Raw genomic sequence first — 17,452 nt, forward strand, 5'->3', positions numbered from 1 at the left:
CGCGGGTTGTTCGGCCCGAGAAAACGAGGGGAGGAAAGATTGAAGGGCGCAAGGGCCGGCCCGCCCCTCAGGCGAGGGGCGGGCGGTGCAGGGCTACTTGCCCGGGGTGAGGGTCAGGCGGGTCTTGCCGTAGAGACGGTCGAAGTTCTGCGGCTGCAACGGCAAGCCCTGATACTGCCCCTTGAGCCAGGCATCGATGCCGTTCAGGTAGTAGGGGCTGGCCGGATTGCCGGATTGCCCGCTGCTGTTCATCACGCTCAGCGGTTCGCCCTGGCCGAAATCGACGATCAGGCGCAGCGCCGGGGCCTGGGTGGCGTTGAAGTCCTGCCCCCAGGGGTAAGGCGAGCTGTTCAGGGTGGCGTGATCGCCCCCGGCCGCCAACGGGCCGCGAATCGTCTGGCCGCTGGCGTTTTTCCAGCTGTAGCTGTGCAGCTTGCCCCATTGCCAGGAACGGCGGTCGCCGCCCAGTTGGCGTTCGCCGACGCTGATGGCGGCGGCCAGGCTGCGGGCGAGGATCGCCGGTTTGTCTTCTTTCTGCGGGGTGCGGCTGTCGTCCCAGAACGGACTGTCTTCCTGGCCGAGCAGATGGTCGGCCTGAGCCGAGTAGGACAGCGTGCCGTTGGCGACCAGGGCGCGCCACGCCGGGCTGGACTCCGGGCCCAGCTTGTCGAGGAAGATCTGCCGGGCGCTTTCCTGCAGGAACAGCTCGTAGATCGCCGCGTCGGCGGACACCGGGCTGAGCTTGCCGTCGAACGCCATCAACCGGCTGTAGGCTTCGCGGGCCTTGCCGCGGTCCGCTTCGGGCAGGGCGTCGATGGCTTTCTTCAGCGGCTGGGCCATGCCAGGCGCTTCGAACATCTTCTTGAGCTTGGCGGCGAAGGGGGTGGTCTGGTCGTATTGCATGGCGATCATGCTGCGGCCGTCGTGCTTGCCGCTGCCGGCCAGTTGGGCCAGGCGCTCGCCGCGTTCTGGGTAGTACCAGGAGTTGGACAGCTGCATGCCGTAGCCGTGGGGGATGACCCGCTGGTTGGCGGTGCCGAGCCAGCCCTGGGCCGGGTCCTGGTCGTAGGGGTGGAGCATCGGGTCGGCGTAACCGTCCCAGTCGTAACGGCCTTCCCAGCCCGGCGACGGCAGCAGGCCCTCGCCCTCACGGCGGTTGGGGAAGCGGCCGGTGACCTGCCAGCCGATATGGCTGGCATCGGCGAACAGCATGTTCAGGCCGATGGCGCGGATCTCGCGGCTGGCGTCGGAAGCCCGCTCCACGTTCTGCGCCCGGGTCAGGTCGAAGAACGCGTCCAGGCTCTTGTCGTCTTTGAGGTCCGGCTGTTGCAGGGCCAGGCCGTAGCCGGCGTTGAGGTTGCTCGAACTGTTGAGCAGGGCGCCGTGCCGGGTCTCATAGACCGCCTCGCGAATCGGCCGCTGGCCTTTGACGAAGTAGGTTTCGTTGCGCACCACGGCCGGCAGCCATTTGCCGTTGGCCTCGTAATACAGCGCGTTGCCCTGGCGCTTGAGTTTTTCCAGGAACAGGTCCTGGTTGTCGCCGACGACCGAGCTCATGCTCCAGGCGACCTTGCCGTTGAAGCCCTGGAGAATCATCGGCAGGCCAGCGATCGACGCGCCCGCGGCCTGGTATTTGGGCGCGCGGATCTGCAGCAGGTTCCACGCTGGCGACTGGCTGTCGCTGGCCAGCAGGCTGCGGCCGTTGCGGCTGCGCTGCGGGGCGATGGCCCAGTTGCTGGCGCCGGTGGCGCTCAGCGGGTTGAGTTCGCCGAGCTTGCCGGCGGCGCTGCTGATGTCGGCCAGGCCCGGGATATTCAGGTTGAGGCCCTTGAGCTTGTCGCTCTCGGCCAGCGGCAGAGGCTCGTCCGGATAGCTCGGGGTCAGCCAGGCCAGCTTGTCGGCGCCGACTTTCTGCGCCAGCACCAGGGCGTTGATTTCTTCCGGCAGGTTGGCTGACTGGCTGAAGTTCAGCAGGCAGAAGATCAGCGCCGAATCTTCCGGTTTCCAGTATTCGGGTTTGTAGCCAGTGGCGGCGAGGTCCGGCGGCAGCTTGTCGCGGTAGCGGAACAGGTAGGCGTTGACCCCGCGGGCGTAGACCTCGAAGAAGCGCTTGATCCGTGGGGAAGAAGCCTTGTACAGCTCGCCGGCACTGTTTTTCAGGTTGACCGCGCGCATGTAGCGGTCGACGTCCAGCGCCTCGGCACCGGACATCTCGGCCAGGCGGCCCTGGGCCAGCAGGCGCAGGGTGACCATCTGGTTGATCCGGTCGCTGGCGTGCACGTAGCCCAGGGCGAACAGCGCATCGTGGAAGCTGCTGCTTTCGATCAGCGGCATGCCCATGGCATTGCGCCGGACCGAAACGTTCTGGGCCAGGCCCTTGAGCGGTTGCACGCCGGACGTCGGCGGCAGGCTGTCCTGGGTGTTCCATGACTGGCAACCGGCCAGGCTGAGAACGCCGGCCACTGCCGCGGCAACGCCGAACCGGGGAAGAAATTGTGAGAAGGCTGGCGAGGCCATGGCAAAGCTCCTGCGGGGGGTAGCGTCGATAAAGGCGCTACGTTAGTGAGCAGGCGAGTGCCGCGCAAGCGGGGGCAGCGGGTATTTGTGCGCGACCGGACAAATAGTCCGGGCGCGACGCGAACCGGCGGCTGGACGCTGCGCCGGGTTTGGCGTTCGGGGCAGCGTCGGCCGTGGCTGGAAGAGGGTGGGAATGGACGCCGGTGTCAGGCTTTGGGCGGGTTGATCCGTTGCACGATGGCGTAGGCGCGCCCGGTCGCCGGGCGATCGAGGATGCGGTTGAACCAGCGTTGCAGGTGCGGGAAGTCGTCCAGGTTCTGGCTTTGCCACTGGTGGGAGACGATCCACGGATAGATCGCCATGTCAGAGATGCTGTATTCGCTGCCGGCGACGAAATCGCGGTCCGCCAGGCGTCGGTCCAGCACGCCATACAACCGCGCGGTTTCATCGACGTAGCGCTTGATCGCGTAAGGGATCTTTTCCGGGGCGAACCGACTGAAATGGTGGTTCTGCCCGGCCATCGGCCCCAGGCCGCCCATTTGCCAGAACAGCCATTGCAAGGCTTCCTGGCGGCCGCGCAGGTCCTTGGGCAGGAATTGCCCGGTCTTTTCCGCGAGATACAGCAAGATTGCCCCGGACTCGAACAGCGACAGCGGGGCGCCGCCGTCGGCCGGCTGATGGTCGACAATGGCCGGGATGCGGTTGTTCGGCGCGATTTTCAGGAATTCGGGCTTGAACTGCTCGCCCAGGCTGATGTTGACCGGGTGCACGTTGTAGGGCAGGCCGGCTTCCTCGAGGAACAGGGAGATCTTGTGGCCGTTGGGGGTGGTCCAGTAATACAGATCGATCATGGAACTCTCCAGATAAACGAAAAGGGCATTCTGTTACGGACAGCCAACAACGGTATTCGGTCGTCCGGTCTACGTTCGACGGCTTGCCTGTCTGTTGAGGTGATGTTGAAGTGCGTGGAATTCAATGAGCCCACACGAGAAAAATCAGCATGCAGCTTCAGGCCAACGCGGTATTGATCCTGATCGATCAGCAACAGGGCATCCTCCAGCCCCGGCTCGGACGGCGCAACAACCCCGAGGCTGAGGATCGCATCGCCGAACTGCTGGCGTACTGGCGCCAGACGTCGCGGCCGTTGGTGCATGTGCAACATCTATCCCGCAGTGAACAGTCGGTGTTCTGGCCGGGGCAGTCGGGGGTGGAGTTCCAGCAGCGGTTCATGCCGCAAGAGGGCGAGGCACTGATTCAGAAGCAGGTGCCGGATGCTTTCTGCGCGACGACCCTGGAGGCCGATTTGCGCAGGGCCGGGATCGGCCAATTGGTGATCGTCGGCGTGGCGACGAACAACTCGGTGGAGTCGACGGCGCGGACCGCCGGCAACCTGGGGTTCGACACCTGGGTGGTGGAGGACGCCTGCTACACCTTCGACAAGGCCGATTTTTTCGGCCAGGCCCACAGCGCCGAAGAGGTGCATGCGATGTCGCTGGGTAACTTGCATGGCGAGTACGCGACAGTCACCACGACCCGACAGATCCTGCCCGTGACCCTGTAGGAGCGAAGCTTGCTCGCGATGCAGGCGACTCGGACCTTGCGGTGGCAGACGTTCTGATCGCGAGCAAGCTTCGCTCCTACGGAAGATAAAGGCAGGGCGTTACGACATCAGGCGCCGTGGCACTTCTTGAATTTCTTGCTGCTGCCGCAAGGGCAAGGGTCGTTGCGGCCGACATCTTTCAGGGCGTTGCGCACCGGCTCCTGGTGAGCGTGGTTGCAGTGCGGACCGTGAACATGGCCGTGGTCGTGATCGTGGTGCTCATGATCGTGGTTGCAGTCAGGGCCATGGACATGGGGTTGCTGGGTCATCGAGGTTGCTCCGGAATAATATCGGCGGGAATTATCTCGCCTTTGCGCGTCAGGTGCACGTCATGACCGATGAATAATCCGGTTTCCAGCACGCCTTCCAGACGATAGGGGATAGGTTTCTGCGGTTCCTTCAACCATTTCAGCACCTGGCGCACCTGGGGCCAGAGGTTGGCGCGAACGGGAACCTGGAAGTAGGCGCTGTGCCTGGGGCCGACGGTGAACCAGTGTTCGTGTTCGCCTTCCGCCAGCAAGACGTCGCCGAGATGAATCCGGTATTCCAGGTGGCGCACGGTCAGGTCGGCGTCGGTGCGGTTGTCGACGCGAAAGTGCAGGCGAAAGCGCTGCTCGAGCATGTTCGCCTTGATGACCTCGACCTTGACCAGATGCACCTGTGGGTCGGGGGCGTCGTCGGCGAACCATGAGGCGCACCCTGAAAGCGCCAGTACCGTGAGCAGCCCGAGGGTCCGTAGTGCGCGCAGTTGAGCGACCATGCCATTACTCCGTGTGAACCCCCAGTCTAGCAACGGTGGAGCCGAAGCAAGGGGCCGCCCGGGCGTGGGTCAACTGCTGAAGTAGCCGGCGCAGCACTTCTTGAATTTCTGCCCGCTGGCGCAAGGGCAGGCATCGTTGCGGCCGACCTTGAGTTGTACGGTGGGGTCGATGAAAAACCAGTGCCCGCTGTTCTGCACGAAGGACGAACGTTCGCGGTGGCTGTGTTCGCCGTTGCTGTCGTGCCAGCGCGCGGTGAAGGTGACGAAGGCGTGTTCCGGCTGGCCGCCGAAGACTTCCGAGCTCTCGACCTCCAGCCCCAGCCAGGTGCTTTGCGCGCTCCAGTCGCCGATGGACTGGCGGTCCAGGCCGGCCTGTTGCGCCGGCAGGGTGGTGGCCACCAGGTAATCCACCAGGCCCAGCACATAGGCGCTGTAGCGCGAGCGCATCAAGGCCTCGGCGCAGGGCGCGGGGTGGCCGGCGTGGTAGTGGCCGCAGCAGGCGTCCAGCAGGTTGCCGCTGCCGCAGGGACAAATAGAAGTGCTCATTGCATTACCACCAGTACTTCCCGAAGTTTTCCGGATTCGCCCAGAACCGGGCGTTGAGCCAGTCGGGCACTTGTTTGTATTCAAGCAGATCGTAGGTGAACAGGGTCAGGACCTGGTCGTCGCGCTGGAAACGCTCGCTGGCTTGCAGGGCCAGGGAGAAGAAGTCGGTTTCCTGCCAGCCGCAGGCGTTCAGGTCGGCCAGTACCGCGATGCGGCTGGCGTTGAGGTTGCGAATGCCGCCGAGCAGGTTCAGGCCGTCGCGCTTGGAAAGGTGCTCCAGGCAGTCGACCGCCAGCGCCAGGTCGAAGCGGCGCGCCGCCAGTTCCGCCGGCAACGGACCGGGCGTGGCCAGGGCGATGACAGTGTCGGGGTGGGCCTGGCGAAATGCCTCCAGGGCCGGAAACCCGCTGGCGCCGATCAGCAGCAGCTGGCGCGGAGCGTAACGGTCGAGCAGGGCGGCGAGGGCCTGCTGGGGCGTGCGCGAAGAAATACCTGCGGTCATCGACGTTCCTCAATCGTTGAATGGCCAAGACTAGCCTGCCCGGACTCCCGGGCCTAGAGCCGTTTTGTCTGAAATGACAGGCGTTTGCGGGCCGACGAAGGCGAAAAGCGCGGCGTCCCCTGGCTGGCGCAGATTTAAACCCCAGTCTTTACTCCTCCAATCGGTTCCAAGCCGATTCCCTCAGGAGAAAACTAGATGAGCATAGTTCGGACAGCATTACCCTTGGTTCTGCTAACCAGTGTGTTGACTGGTTGCGCAGGTTTGCAGAAAACCGATTGGCCAACCTGCGCGGTTGTCGGGGGTGTCGGCGGGGCCGCGCTGGGCGCGATCGAAAGCTCGTCTTGGGCGGGCTACGGCGCCCTGCTGGGGGCGGGTGTCGCGGCCGGTTATTGCTGGGTGCACGGCGATGGCGACGAAGACGGCGATGGCGTGCCGGACAGCCGCGACAAGTGCCCGGGCACCCCTAAAGGCGTGCAGGTGGACGCCAACGGTTGCCCGCCCGAGCCTGTAGCCGTGGTCGAGGAGGTCGTGGTCGTCAAGGAAGAAACCATTGTCATCCGTGACGTCCACTTCGAATTCGACTCGGCCAAGCTGACCGGTGCCGACAAGACCAAGCTCGACACCATCGCCACGCGCCTGAAACAGGAAGCGCCAAGCGCGCAACTGCGGGTGACCGGGCACACCGACAGCGTGGGCAGCGACGCCTACAACCAGCGCCTCTCGGAGAAACGCGCGCACTCGGTGACCGAGTACCTGATCAGCGCGGGCGTGCCGCGTAGCAGCTTCGTTTCGGTGGCCGGCGCCGGCGAGAGCCAACCGGTTGCGGATAACAAGACGGCCGACGGTCGCGCGCTGAACCGGCGCACGGAAATCAAAATCAACCGCTGACGGCCCGGCATGGGCGGCTTGTGCAGCCGCCCATGCGGGTCTTTACTCCTGTGTGACCGGTATGGGCCGGTGACACAGGAGCATTCATGATGAGTCTTCTTTCGCGAGCCGCCTTGCCGGTTCTACTGCTCGGCAGCCTGCTCACAGGCTGCGCTACTCACAGCGATGGCACCGCCCCCCTCAACCAGCGTACGTGGCCCGTCTGCAGCCTGCTCGGCGGCTTGGTGGGCGGCGGCCTGGGAGCCATCGAAAGCGGCGGCTGGGCCGCGGGTGGCGCCGCGCTCGGTCTGGTGACCGGCGGCTTGATCTGCTACGCCCAGGACGGCGACGAGGACAAGGACGGCGTGTTCGACCGCCGCGACCGTTGCCCGGATACCCCGGCCAATACCCCTGTCGACAATCGTGGTTGTCCGCTGCCGCAATACCCGGCCGCGACGCCGCCGGCCGCCGAGCCGGCAGCGCAATCTGAAGTGATTACCCTCAGCGATCAGGGCAATGTGCTGTTTGCCTTCAATTCGGCGGAGCTGACCACCGAAGCCCATTACCAGTTGCAGGCGTTGTTGCCCAAGCTGCAGAGCGCCGATGTCGTGGCGATCAAGGTCGTCGGCCATACCGACAGCAAGGGGTCGGACGAGTACAACCAGAGACTGTCCGAGCGCCGTGCCAGCAGCGTTGCGGCATTCCTCCTGAGCCAGGGCCTGGCGCCCGGCAAGCTGACCAGCCAGGGCAAGGGCGAAAGCGAGCCGGTTGCCGATAACGCCACCGAGGAAGGGCGGGCCCAGAACCGCCGGGTGGAGCTGCACATCCAGCGTTGATCGACCGACGCCGGGGCGGCGGCCTTTGTCGCGCCGGCGGTTTGCCTGGGGCGGAGAATTTTCTCCGCCCTCTGGTTTATCCCTCGCGGAAGTGGTTACTGTGCGCGCAAAGAAAAACTCGCAAAGGGGGCGCATATGAAGGTGTTGTGGGGGCTGGGCAAGGCGTTGACGCTGTTGTTCTGGTTGCTGGTGCTGACCAATCTGGTCAACCCGCTGGTCAATCCGATCCATCTGCTGGTCAATCTGGCGGGCAGCCTGTTGTTGCTGACCCACCTGATGGAACTGTTGCTGTTCAACGCCAGCCTCAAGGGGCGTGCCCACCCTTGGCGCGACCGGTTGCAGATCCTGCTGACCGGCATGTTCCACCTCCAAACCTTCAAGGCGGCAAAGCCTGTGGAGGTTAGCCATGCGTAAGCTCTGCCTGCTCGCAGCACTGTGCAGCCCTCTGGCCCAGGCCCAGGTGGTGACGGTCGAGACCAATTCGCTGATGCGCCTGCCCAACACCACCAGCAGCTTGCAACTGGAGCGTCTGGAAGTGGCGGACTACGGCACGTTGCTGATTCCGTCGACTATCACCGAGGTCAAGGTCGGTGAGTTGCGTCTGGGGCGCGAAGCGCGGATCGCCATCGTTCCGGGCGAACAAGGCCTGCAACTGAACGTCGAGCATGCCGATCTGGATGCCGGCAGCCAGATCACTTCCCGCGGGGCTCCCGGGACCTACCAGAAACCCGCCAAGCCCGGGCGCAACCTGACGTTGCGCATCGTTTCGCTGCAGGCCGCGGAGCTCTCGGTGGATGCTCGCGGCGGCACCGGTGCGCCGGGGTATGTCGGCCTCGATGGCGCCAACGGCGAGGAGCCGGGCTGCACCTGGGGCCAGGCCGGGCGCGGCGCCGATGGCGATAACGGCGGCGACGGCCAGCCGGGAGCGGCGGGCGCCCAGGTGCGGGTGGAGCTGCCGCGCGATTACCCGGCAGAGCAGATCAAGGTCTGGGTCGACGGCGGTGCCGGCGGCCTGGCCGGTGCCGCTGGCAAACCCGGTGCCGGGGGCAAGTCCAAGGGCTGTTTCGTCTATCGGGCCGACGGCGGCAAGAGCGGCCGTCCTGGCGCCGAAGGCCAGCCAGGGCCGGTAGGGCCGGCAGGCTCGGTGACGGTGCAGCGCCTTTAAAATGATTGCGAGCAAGCTCGCTCCTACAGATTGCACGATCCCTGTAGGAGCGAGCTTGCTCGTGATGCTTCATATCGGCCTGGCCGCCGCCACGGCGACTACCAGTAGGCCAATGATCAGATTGATCCCTACCAGTTTCCGAATATTGCCCAGGGCCGTTGCCCCCGCCGGCCAGTCCTCGGCTGCCACCGCCTGGCGCAGCTCCGGCAGTTGCAGCGACTGAATCCGGATAAACAGCGCGGTCATCACCACGTACAGGCCCATCATCGCCTGCACATACCGCGGTGCGGTCTCGAACCCGCTGAAGCGCAGGTGGAGCAGGCCGACGCCGCTGACCGGCAACAGCAGCACCGCCGCCCAGACCCAGACGAAAAAGCGCGGAAACACCTCGCTCCACAGCTTCAGGCGTGCCGGCCCCTCGAGGGCCGCCACCGCCGCCGGACGCAGCACCATCCAGGCGAAAAACATGCCGCCGACCCAGACCAGGGCGGCCAGGACATGCAGGGCGTAAACAAGGGCGAAGGGGGTCATTCGGGTACTCCGTTCTGCGCGGGATGAATTAGCGGGGTATGATAGCGGCCGATCCGAACCACTGAAAATTTATCCAGCGTTTCTCGCGCCCGAAGAACATGATCAGCAACGAACTCAAAACCACGATCCAGGGCGCCTATTCGCGTTTTCTCGAAGCCAAGAGCCTGAAACCGCGTTACGGCCAGCGCCTGATGATCGCCGAAGTGGCCAAGGTCCTGGGTGATATCGACACCGACGACGAGGGCCGGCGTTCCGGCGACCCGGCCGTGGTGGCCGTGGAAGCCGGCACCGGTACCGGCAAGACCGTGGCCTACAGCCTGGCCGCGATCCCGACCGCCAAGGCCGCCGGCAAGCGCCTGGTGATCGCCACCGCCACCGTCGCCCTGCAAGAGCAGATCGTCTACAAGGACCTGCCCGACCTGATGCGCAACAGCGGGTTGAACTTCAGTTTCTCCCTGGCCAAGGGCCGGGGCCGCTACATGTGCCTGTCCAAGCTCGACATGCTGCTGCAGGAAGGCCATGCGCAAACCGCCACCGCCCAGCTGTTCGAGGAAGAAGGCTTCAAGATCGAGGTCGACGAGGCCAGCCAGAAGCTCTTCACCAGCATGATCGAGAAGCTCGCCGGCAATAAATGGGACGGCGATCGCGACAGCTGGCCCACCGCCCTGGAAGACGCCGACTGGGCGCGCCTGACCACCGACCACAGCCAGTGCACCAACCGCCATTGCCCGAACTTCGGCCAGTGTGCCTTCTACAAGGCCCGCGAAGGCATGGGCAAGGTCGATGTGATCGTCACCAACCACGACATGGTCCTGGCCGACCTGGCCCTGGGCGGCGGCGCCGTATTGCCCGATCCGCGCGACACCCTGTACGTGTTCGACGAAGGCCACCACCTGCCGGACAAGGCCATCGGCCACTTCGCCCACTACACGCGCCTGCGCTCCACCGCCGACTGGCTGGAGCAGACCGCCAAGAACCTCACCAAATTGCTGGCCCAGCACCCGCTGCCGGGCGACCTGGGCAAGTTGATCGAACAAGTGCCGGAACTGGCGCGGGAGATCAAGACCCAGCAGCAGTTTATGTTCAGCGCTTGCGAGCAGATCGCCGATTTCAAGACCGGCGAAGACATGGAAGGCCGCGAGCGGCCGCGCCATCGTTTCGTCGGCGGGCTGATCCCCGACCACGTGCGGGAAATGGGCATCGAACTGAAGAAAGGCTTCTCGCGCCTGACCGACCTGTTCACCCGCCTGACCGAGCTGCTCAAGGAAGGCATGGACGGCGAGGTCAACATTGGCATCGCCAGCAACCAGGCCGAGGAGTGGTACCCATTGTTCGGCAGCCTGCTGTCCCGCGCCTCGGGCAACTGGGAGCTGTGGACCGCCTTCACCGTTGAAGACCCGGAAGACAACCCACCGATGGCGCGCTGGCTGACCCTGGCGGAAAGCGGTTCGCTGTTCGACATCGAGGTCAACGCCAGCCCGATCCTCGCCGCGGAAATGCTCCGGCGCAATCTGTGGAACGTGGCCTATGGCGCGCTGGTGACCTCGGCCACTCTGACCGCCCTGGGCACTTTCGACCGCTTCCGCATGCGCGCCGGGCTGCCGAAAAAAGCCGTGACGGCAGTCGTGCCCAGTCCGTTCCACCACGCCGATGCCGGGGTGCTGCGGGTTCCCGACCTGCGTGCCGACCCCCGGGATGCGCCGGCCCACACCGCGGCGATCATCCGTGATCTGCCGGAACTGGTGGAAGGCTCGCGGGGCACCCTGGTGCTGTTCTCGTCGCGCAAGCAGATGCAGGACGTGTTCGATGGCCTCGACCGCGACTGGCGCCGCCAAGTGTTTATCCAGGGCAACCTGTCGAAGCAGGAAACCCTGAACAAGCACAAGGCCCGGGTCGACGGTGGCGATTCCAGCGTGCTGTTCGGCCTGGCCAGCTTCGCCGAGGGCGTGGACCTGCCCGGCGCCTACTGTGAGCACGTGGTGATCGCCAAGATCCCGTTCTCGGTGCCGGACGACCCGGTGGAGGCGGCGCTGGCCGAGTGGATCGAAGCCCGGGGCGGCAATCCGTTCATGGAGATCTCGGTGCCGGACGCCTCGCTCAAGCTGGTCCAGGCCTGTGGCCGCCTGCTGCGGACCGAACAGGACCGCGGCACCATCACGCTGCTGGACCGGCGCCTGGTTACCCAGCGTTATGGCAAGGCGATCCTCAATGCCTTGCCGCCGTTCCGTCGGGAAATTTCCTGAGCGCGGCGGGTATCTCGCCCGGCCGCGCTGCCCACTTCATGCCCGCGATTGCACACAGGCCGCTCGTCGGTCGTTAAGGAGCACCAGGTTCATATGATTCGCCGTTCGTTACCCGCTGTCTTTGCTCTGTTGTTCGCCACGCCGCTGCTTGCCGCGCCGGGGCAAACGACGCTGTTCAACTTTGTCCGGCCTGCCGATGTGGTGCAGGTGGCGACACAGGATGCCAGCCTGCCGCAATCCAATGCGGAGCAGACAGCCGAAGGCGAAGTACTGCGCCGGGTGACGTTCAACCCGGTGGCCCGGCCAAGCCTGCGCCTGACCCCGCAGACCGGCGCCTGGGACTGGTCGCAATCCGGGGTCATGAGCCTGCGCGTCCAAAGCGCGATGGATTGGGCCCTGACCCTCTACGTGACGATCCAGAGCAACGACGGCAAGACCCTGGTCAGTCGTGTCGACCTGCCGGCCGGCCCGGCGCAGACCCTGCTGGTGCCGCTGGTCGCCAGTTCGCCCTTGAGCCAGGGCATGAGGGCCGGCCCGCCGATGCCGATGACATTCGAGGGCCAGCGCGTACTGCTGGCCAGCAGCGACGGCGAACTGGATCGCAGCCAGGTGGTTTCGGTGACGGTGTCGATGGATCAGCCGAACGTCGCGCAGAGCATCCTGCTCGAACGTTTTGGCGTGCAGGACGGCGAGGCAGCGCTCAAGGCGGCCTATGGCGGGCTGGTGGATGCCTATGGCCAGTCGACCCGGGCCAAGTGGCCGGAGAAGATCGCCAGCGACGAGCAACTCAAGGCCGCGGCGGCCAAGGAACAACAACAATTGAGTGCCTGGCTGGCCGAACGCCAGCGCTCCTCGCTGGACACGTTCGGCGGTTGGAACAAGGGGCCGACCTTCAAGGCCAGCGGCTTCTTCCGCACCGAGAAGCGCGATGGCCGCTGGTACCTGGTGACGCCGCAGGGGCATCCGTTCTATTCCCTGGGGGTCAACGCGGTCGCGGCGGACAACAGCCAGACCTACGTCGCCGGGCGCGAATGGATGTTCGCTGCGCTGCCCGAGGCCGGCGAGCCCCTGGCCGGTTATTACGGCGAGGGCGACAACCGAGGTGGCAACGGCGCCGACCGGGGCCGCGCCTACAATGCCGGCCGCTGGTACGACTTCTATGGCGCCAACCTGCAGCGTACCTACGGCGTCCCTTGCGCGTCGGCTGGCGAAACCAAGGCTGCCGTGACGGATGCCGCACCGGTCGAGGCCCATGACGCCACAGCCGGGCAGGGCGCCGAGCCGCCATCCGGAACGTGTCCCGCCGCGGCGCTGGACGCCAAGCGCTGGGCCAGCCATACCCTGGATCGCCTGCAGGCCTGGGGCTTCAACACCATCGGTAACTGGAGCGCGCCGGCCCTGGGCCTGAACGACCGGGTGCCGTACACCCTGCCGTTGTCGATCGTCGGCGACTACGCCAGCATCAGCACCGGCACCGACTGGTGGGGCGGCATGCCCGATCCGTTCGACCCGCGCTTTGCCATGGCCACCGAACGCGCCGTGGCCATCGCCGCCCGCGACCACCGCGACGATCCTTGGCTGATTGGCTACTTCGCCGACAACGAACTGGCCTGGGCCGGCCCCGGCGACGACCCCAAGGCGCGTTATGCCCTGGCCTACGGCACGCTGCGCATGACCACCGATGTGCCGGCCAAACGGGCGTTCCTCAAGCAATTGCGCGACAAGTACCGCAACCAGGAAGGTTTGTCGAAGGCTTGGGGCATCGACCTGACCGCCTGGGAACTGATGGAAGACCCGGGCTTCGAGCCGCCGCTGCCCAGCCCGGAGCACCCGGAGATCGAGGCCGACTTCAAATACTTCCAGAAGGTGTTTGCCGACACGTACTTCAAGACCATTTCCGACTCGCTGAAGTGGCATGCGCCGAACCACCTGCTGCTGGGGGGGCGCTTCGCCATCAGCACCCCCGAGGCCGTGGCCTCCTGCGCCCAGTATTGCGATGTCTTGAGTTTCAACCTGTACACCCTCAAGCCCCAGGACGGTTACGACTTCGCTCGGTTGAAGGTGCTGGACAAGCCGGTGCTGATCACCGAGTTCAACTTCGGCTCCAGGGATCGCGGACCGTTCTGGGGCGGCGTGACCGAGCTGGCGCGGGAAGAGGACCGTGGCCCGGCCTATGCCCAGTTCCTCAAGCAGGCGTTGAACGAACCCACGATCGTCGGCGTGCACTGGTTCCAGTACCTCGATCAACCGGTTACCGGACGCCTGCTGGACGGTGAAAACGGCCATTTCGGCCTAGTGGGCATCACCGACGTGCCGTTCCAGGGCTTTGTCGACAGCGTGCGCAAGAGCAACCTGCAGGCCCTGGACCAGTTGGGCAAGGAGGCGGACAAGGCCAAGGCGCAGGCCGACAAGGCCGCGGCTCATGCCGCCGACGGTGGCAAGCCGGGTCGTGATGGCAAAGGCGTGGGGCAGGACCGCGCTCATGCGGGTGGACATTCGGGGAATGGCCATTAATCGCTGAACCAGGCCTTTATCGTGCCGCGGGCCGGTCCGCTTCTACACTCAGGGATAGAAGCTGGCCGGCCCGCGCTGCGTTCAACGCCCGCCGATTTCTGAACAATTCTCCCGGCGTACCCTCGTCGGGCTCGCTTCTGTTCCCAAAACCCGCAAGGGCTGGAACAATGCGCACCACTTTGTAGAGCATGGTCTGGGGGAGTCACGGGTGCAGATTCAGGGTCATTACGAGCTTAAGTTCGAGGCGGTGCGCGAAGCTTTCGCGGCACTCTTCGAGGATCCCCAGGAGCGCGGCGCAGCGCTGTGCATCCGGGTTGGCGGGGAAACCGTGATCGACCTCTGGGCCGGTACCGCCGACAAGGACGGTAATCAAGCCTGGCACAGCGACACCATTGCCAACCTGTTTTCCTGCACCAAGACCTTCACCGCGGTCACGGCCTTGCAACTGGTGGCCGAAGGCAAATTGCAGTTGGATGCGCCGGTGGCCAGGTATTGGCCGGAGTTCGCCGCGGCCGGCAAGGACGCGGTCACCCTGCGCCAACTGCTGTGCCACCAGGCCGGCCTGCCGGCCCTGCGCGAGTTGCTGGCGCCGGAAGCCCTCTACGACTGGCAAATCATGGTCGATGCCCTGGCGGCGGAAGCTCCGTGGTGGACGCCGGGCGAAGGCCATGGCTATGCCGCCATTACTTACGGTTGGCTGGTCGGCGAGTTGCTGCGTCGGGCCGACGGCCGTGGCCCTGGCGAGTCCATCGTGGCGCGGGTCGCCCGGCCGCTGGGGCTGGACTTCCATGTTGGCCTCGCCGACGAGGAATTCCACCGTGTGGCGCATATCGCCCGGGGCAAGGGCAATGTCGGCGATGCCGCCGCGCAGCGCCTGCTGCAAGTGACCATGCGCGAACCCACGGCCATGACCACCCGCGCGTTCACCAACCCGCCGTCGATCATGACCAGCACCAACAAGCCGGAATGGCGGCGCATGCAACAGCCAGCGGCCAATGGCCATGGCAATGCGCGCAGCCTGGCCGGGTTCTACAGCGGCCTGCTCGATGGCAGCCTGCTGGAAGCGGACATGCTGGAAGAGTTGACTCGCGAGCACAGCGTCGGCATGGACAAGACCCTGCTGACCCAGACTCGTTTCGGCCTGGGCTGCATGCTTGACCAGCCGCAAGTGGCCAACGCCACCTTCGGTCTTGGCGCCCGGGCGTTTGGGCATCCGGGGGCGGGCGGTTCCATCGGTTTTGCCGACCCTGAGTACGACGTGGCCTTCGGTTTCGTTACCAATACTCTGGGGCCTTATGTATTGATGGATCCGCGGGCGCAGAAGTTAGTGAGGGTTTTGTCGGATTGTCTGTAAAAAGGTTGCTGTTAAGAACTTTTTTGCTTAAACATGTTTGAAAAGCTGCAGGCAGGAACCCTGTGGCTTTTATACTTTCCAAGCGTCTGTTTGTACGGTTCTCAGAGACCGTAATTATTTATCTCATTTTGTGGATATCCCATGTCGTCGAACAAGTCCTTAGCCTTGGCACTTTGCCTCACTGTTACTGGTTGTGCACAAACTCCACAAAATGACGCAGATGGTGGCCACTGGTGGTCTTTCGGTTCCGATAAGGCCGCCAGCAAGGAAGTCGCGCAACCGGTCGACAAGGCGGCTGCCAGCGAAGCTTCCGCCGCGGTAGCCAAGTCGGCCGCCGATGCCAAGTCCGCCGCCGCGACGAGCGCCAAGTCGGCGACCGCGCCGGCCGCGGCCAAGGTCGAAGCGGCGGCCGCCTCTGCCTCTGCGGCGCCTGCCGCCAAGGCCGAAGCCGCTAACTGGTGGTGGCCGTTCTCCTCCAAGGAGACGGGCAAGGACGCAGCCAAGGAGCCGGTAGCGGATGCCAAGGCCGACGCTGCAACCGCGGCGCCAAAGGTTGCCAAGGCCGGGACCAACAACTGGTGGTGGCCTTTCAACCAGCAGCCCACGTCTCCGACCAAGGAGGACGTGAAAGACATTCCGATGCCGGACCCGAAAATCACCCAGGCCTGGCTGGACGACTACGAGCCGCGCCTGCGTGAAGCCATCAAGGACAGCCGCCTGCAATTGGAGCGTCGCGAGAACTACCTGGTGGTGATTGCACCTGTCGACGGCTCGTTCAACCCGGATCGCCCGGCCATGCTGCTGCCGGTCACTCTGAGCCCGTTCACCCGCGTGGCCAAGACCGTAGGCACCGACGCCAAGACTTCCGTACTGGTATTGGGCCATGCCGACACCACGGGCGCTTCCACCGACAATCAGAAGCTGAGCCGCGACCGCGCCCAGTCCGTCGCCGCGATTTTCAGCCTGACCGGCCTGAAGCGCGACCGCCTGATGCTGCGTGGTATGGGTTCGGTCATGCCGCGCGCCGCCAACGACAGCGCCGCGGGTCGTGCGTTGAACCGTCGAGTGGAAATCATCGTCACTCAGCGCACCACCATGCTGGCCCTGCTGAGCAAGTACAACCAGCCGACTCCACCTGCGGCCGAACTGGTTGCCGTGCAGGACGTGAAACCGGCTGCTCCGGCCGCTACCAGCAAGAAAGCCATCACGGCGAAGAAAGCCGCTCCGGCGAAAAAGGCCCCGGCCAAGAAGCCTGTCGCGAAGAAAGAAGCCGCCAAGAAAACCACCACCGCCAAGGCTTCGGCCAAGGTCGCGGCGGACCAGGCGAAGAACTGATTCATCAGGCATCAGGCAAAAGGAAGCTGCAATGACCCAGGGGCTGGCGGACATGCGCCGCGACTACACCCGTGACGGACTGACCGAAGCCCAGGCGCCGGTCGAGCCCTTCGCGTTGTTTCACCAGTGGTTCGCCGATGCGGTGAAAACCGAGCAGCCACCGGTCGAGGCCAATGCCATGACCCTGGCGACCGTTGACGAAGAGGGCCGCCCCCATTGCCGGATCCTGCTGCTCAAGGGGCTGGATACGCAGGGGTTCACCTTCTTCACCAACTACGACAGCGCCAAGGGGCAGCAACTGGCCGCACGGCCTTTTGCTGCCATGACCTTCTTCTGGCCGGCCCTGGAGCGTCAGGTGCGGATCGAGGGGAAAGTGGTCAAGGTCAGCGCCCAAGAGTCGGATGCCTACTTCCAGGTCCGGCCGCTGGGCAGCCGCCTGGGGGCCTGGGCATCGCCGCAGAGCCGGGTGATCGCCGATCGCGCCGAGCTGGAAGCCTTGCTCAAGAATACCGAGGCGCGTTTCAGCGACACCCAGCCCCATTGCCCGGAACACTGGGGCGGTTATCGCCTGCTGCCCGAGCGCATCGAGTTCTGGCAAGGACGTACGAGCCGGCTGCATGATCGCTTGAACTATCGCCTGCAGGGCGCTGACTGGGCGCGCGAGCGTCTGGCGCCCTGAAGG

Annotated in this window: 17 protein-coding genes; 10 read left to right on the top strand and 7 right to left on the bottom strand. The window is 65.0% G+C overall.

The features are described from left to right. Positions 1-93 precede the first annotated feature (93 nt). Complete coding sequence (locus tag BTN82_RS05835; protein ID WP_075118211.1) at positions 94-2,517, bottom strand: penicillin acylase family protein; 2,424 nt, start codon at positions 2,515-2,517, stop codon at positions 94-96. Positions 2,518-2,723: 206 nt separating this feature from the next. Continuing rightward, entirely contained in the window at positions 2,724-3,368 is a 645-nt protein-coding gene (locus tag BTN82_RS05840) for a glutathione binding-like protein (RefSeq protein ID WP_075118212.1), read from the bottom strand. A 149-nt stretch (positions 3,369-3,517) separates the two neighbouring features. On the opposite strand from BTN82_RS05840, the gene BTN82_RS05845 reads away from it, so the two are divergent. Next, positions 3,518-4,078 carry a cysteine hydrolase family protein gene (locus tag BTN82_RS05845; RefSeq protein ID WP_075118213.1) on the top strand — a complete coding sequence of 187 codons (561 nt, stop codon included), beginning with the start codon at positions 3,518-3,520 and terminating at the stop codon, positions 4,076-4,078. A gap of 107 nt (positions 4,079-4,185) precedes the next feature. Here BTN82_RS05845 and BTN82_RS05850 read toward each other — a convergent pair whose 3' ends face one another. The 4 genes from BTN82_RS05850 to BTN82_RS05865 form a co-directional block, all read right to left on the bottom strand. Next, a complete protein-coding gene (locus BTN82_RS05850; RefSeq protein ID WP_075118214.1) occupies positions 4,186-4,386 on the bottom strand; it encodes an SEC-C metal-binding domain-containing protein in 201 nt (66 codons plus the stop codon). Next, positions 4,383-4,877, bottom strand: coding sequence for an LEA type 2 family protein (locus BTN82_RS05855; protein ID WP_075118215.1), 495 nt, complete (start codon positions 4,875-4,877; stop codon positions 4,383-4,385). Before BTN82_RS05855 ends, BTN82_RS05850 begins: the two co-directional genes overlap by 4 nt. Before the next feature lie 69 nt (positions 4,878-4,946). Further along, on the bottom strand, positions 4,947-5,423 hold the full coding sequence (locus BTN82_RS05860; RefSeq protein WP_075118216.1) for a YchJ family protein: 477 nt from the start codon (positions 5,421-5,423) through the stop codon (positions 4,947-4,949). Positions 5,424-5,427: 4 nt separating this feature from the next. Next, positions 5,428-5,925 carry a DUF6231 family protein gene (locus BTN82_RS05865; RefSeq protein ID WP_075118217.1) on the bottom strand — a complete coding sequence of 166 codons (498 nt, stop codon included), beginning with the start codon at positions 5,923-5,925 and terminating at the stop codon, positions 5,428-5,430. A 195-nt stretch (positions 5,926-6,120) separates the two neighbouring features. Between BTN82_RS05865 and BTN82_RS05870 the strand changes: the two genes are divergently transcribed. The 4 genes from BTN82_RS05870 to BTN82_RS05885 all read left to right on the top strand — a co-directional run bounded on the left by BTN82_RS05870 (position 6,121) and on the right by BTN82_RS05885 (position 8,793). Continuing rightward, the gene (locus BTN82_RS05870; protein WP_075118218.1) at positions 6,121-6,813 is read left to right on the top strand and encodes an OmpA family protein; all 693 of its coding nucleotides are present in this window, start codon (positions 6,121-6,123) and stop codon (positions 6,811-6,813) included. A gap of 89 nt (positions 6,814-6,902) precedes the next feature. Next, positions 6,903-7,628, top strand: a complete 726-nt coding sequence (locus BTN82_RS05875) for an OmpA family protein (RefSeq protein WP_075118430.1) — start codon at positions 6,903-6,905, stop codon at positions 7,626-7,628. Positions 7,629-7,763: 135 nt separating this feature from the next. Then, on the top strand, positions 7,764-8,042 hold the full coding sequence (locus tag BTN82_RS05880) for a DUF1145 domain-containing protein (RefSeq protein ID WP_075118219.1): 279 nt from the start codon (positions 7,764-7,766) through the stop codon (positions 8,040-8,042). Next, complete coding sequence (locus tag BTN82_RS05885; RefSeq protein WP_075118220.1) at positions 8,035-8,793, top strand: collagen-like triple helix repeat-containing protein; 759 nt, start codon at positions 8,035-8,037, stop codon at positions 8,791-8,793. The genes BTN82_RS05880 and BTN82_RS05885 overlap by 8 nt, the downstream gene beginning before the upstream one ends. A gap of 69 nt (positions 8,794-8,862) precedes the next feature. On the opposite strand, the gene BTN82_RS05890 is transcribed toward BTN82_RS05885, so the two are convergent. Further along, positions 8,863-9,324 carry a CopD family protein gene (locus BTN82_RS05890; RefSeq protein ID WP_075118221.1) on the bottom strand — a complete coding sequence of 154 codons (462 nt, stop codon included), beginning with the start codon at positions 9,322-9,324 and terminating at the stop codon, positions 8,863-8,865. Between the two features lie 98 nt (positions 9,325-9,422). Between BTN82_RS05890 and dinG the strand changes: the two genes are divergently transcribed. The 5 genes from dinG (at position 9,423) to pdxH (ending at position 17,449) form a co-directional block, all read left to right on the top strand. After that, positions 9,423-11,567 (top strand): ATP-dependent DNA helicase DinG, encoded by a 2,145-nt coding sequence (gene dinG / locus BTN82_RS05895; protein WP_075118222.1) that lies wholly within the window; start codon positions 9,423-9,425, stop codon positions 11,565-11,567. A gap of 93 nt (positions 11,568-11,660) precedes the next feature. Further along, positions 11,661-14,081, top strand: a complete 2,421-nt coding sequence (locus tag BTN82_RS05900) for a beta-galactosidase (RefSeq protein ID WP_075118223.1) — start codon at positions 11,661-11,663, stop codon at positions 14,079-14,081. A 208-nt stretch (positions 14,082-14,289) separates the two neighbouring features. Next, a complete protein-coding gene (locus tag BTN82_RS05905; protein ID WP_075118224.1) occupies positions 14,290-15,435 on the top strand; it encodes a serine hydrolase domain-containing protein in 1,146 nt (381 codons plus the stop codon). 141 nt (positions 15,436-15,576) lie between these two features. After that, a complete protein-coding gene (locus BTN82_RS05910) occupies positions 15,577-16,770 on the top strand; it encodes an OmpA family protein (protein WP_075118225.1) in 1,194 nt (397 codons plus the stop codon). Between the two features lie 31 nt (positions 16,771-16,801). Next, positions 16,802-17,449 (top strand): pyridoxamine 5'-phosphate oxidase, encoded by a 648-nt coding sequence (pdxH, locus tag BTN82_RS05915; RefSeq protein ID WP_075118226.1) that lies wholly within the window; start codon positions 16,802-16,804, stop codon positions 17,447-17,449. Positions 17,450-17,452 lie beyond the last annotated feature (3 nt).

Origin of the sequence: Pseudomonas chlororaphis (assembly GCF_001921865.1) — a bacterium.
In the GTDB taxonomy this organism is placed as follows: Bacteria; Pseudomonadota; Gammaproteobacteria; order Pseudomonadales; family Pseudomonadaceae; genus Aquipseudomonas; species Aquipseudomonas chlororaphis_D.

Coding starts and splice junctions, on each gene's coding strand:
- BTN82_RS05835 (WP_075118211.1), bottom strand. CDS start 2,517: ATGGCCTCGCCAGCCTTCTCACAATTTCTTCCCCGGTTCGGCGTTGCC.
- BTN82_RS05840 (WP_075118212.1), bottom strand. CDS start 3,368: ATGATCGATCTGTATTACTGGACCACCCCCAACGGCCACAAGATCTCC.
- BTN82_RS05845 (WP_075118213.1), top strand. CDS start 3,518: ATGCAGCTTCAGGCCAACGCGGTATTGATCCTGATCGATCAGCAACAG.
- BTN82_RS05850 (WP_075118214.1), bottom strand. CDS start 4,386: ATGACCCAGCAACCCCATGTCCATGGCCCTGACTGCAACCACGATCAT.
- BTN82_RS05855 (WP_075118215.1), bottom strand. CDS start 4,877: ATGGTCGCTCAACTGCGCGCACTACGGACCCTCGGGCTGCTCACGGTA.
- BTN82_RS05860 (WP_075118216.1), bottom strand. CDS start 5,423: ATGAGCACTTCTATTTGTCCCTGCGGCAGCGGCAACCTGCTGGACGCC.
- BTN82_RS05865 (WP_075118217.1), bottom strand. CDS start 5,925: ATGACCGCAGGTATTTCTTCGCGCACGCCCCAGCAGGCCCTCGCCGCC.
- BTN82_RS05870 (WP_075118218.1), top strand. CDS start 6,121: ATGAGCATAGTTCGGACAGCATTACCCTTGGTTCTGCTAACCAGTGTG.
- BTN82_RS05875 (WP_075118430.1), top strand. CDS start 6,903: ATGAGTCTTCTTTCGCGAGCCGCCTTGCCGGTTCTACTGCTCGGCAGC.
- BTN82_RS05880 (WP_075118219.1), top strand. CDS start 7,764: ATGAAGGTGTTGTGGGGGCTGGGCAAGGCGTTGACGCTGTTGTTCTGG.
- BTN82_RS05885 (WP_075118220.1), top strand. CDS start 8,035: ATGCGTAAGCTCTGCCTGCTCGCAGCACTGTGCAGCCCTCTGGCCCAG.
- BTN82_RS05890 (WP_075118221.1), bottom strand. CDS start 9,324: ATGACCCCCTTCGCCCTTGTTTACGCCCTGCATGTCCTGGCCGCCCTG.
- dinG (WP_075118222.1), top strand. CDS start 9,423: ATGATCAGCAACGAACTCAAAACCACGATCCAGGGCGCCTATTCGCGT.
- BTN82_RS05900 (WP_075118223.1), top strand. CDS start 11,661: ATGATTCGCCGTTCGTTACCCGCTGTCTTTGCTCTGTTGTTCGCCACG.
- BTN82_RS05910 (WP_075118225.1), top strand. CDS start 15,577: ATGTCGTCGAACAAGTCCTTAGCCTTGGCACTTTGCCTCACTGTTACT.
- pdxH (WP_075118226.1), top strand. CDS start 16,802: ATGACCCAGGGGCTGGCGGACATGCGCCGCGACTACACCCGTGACGGA.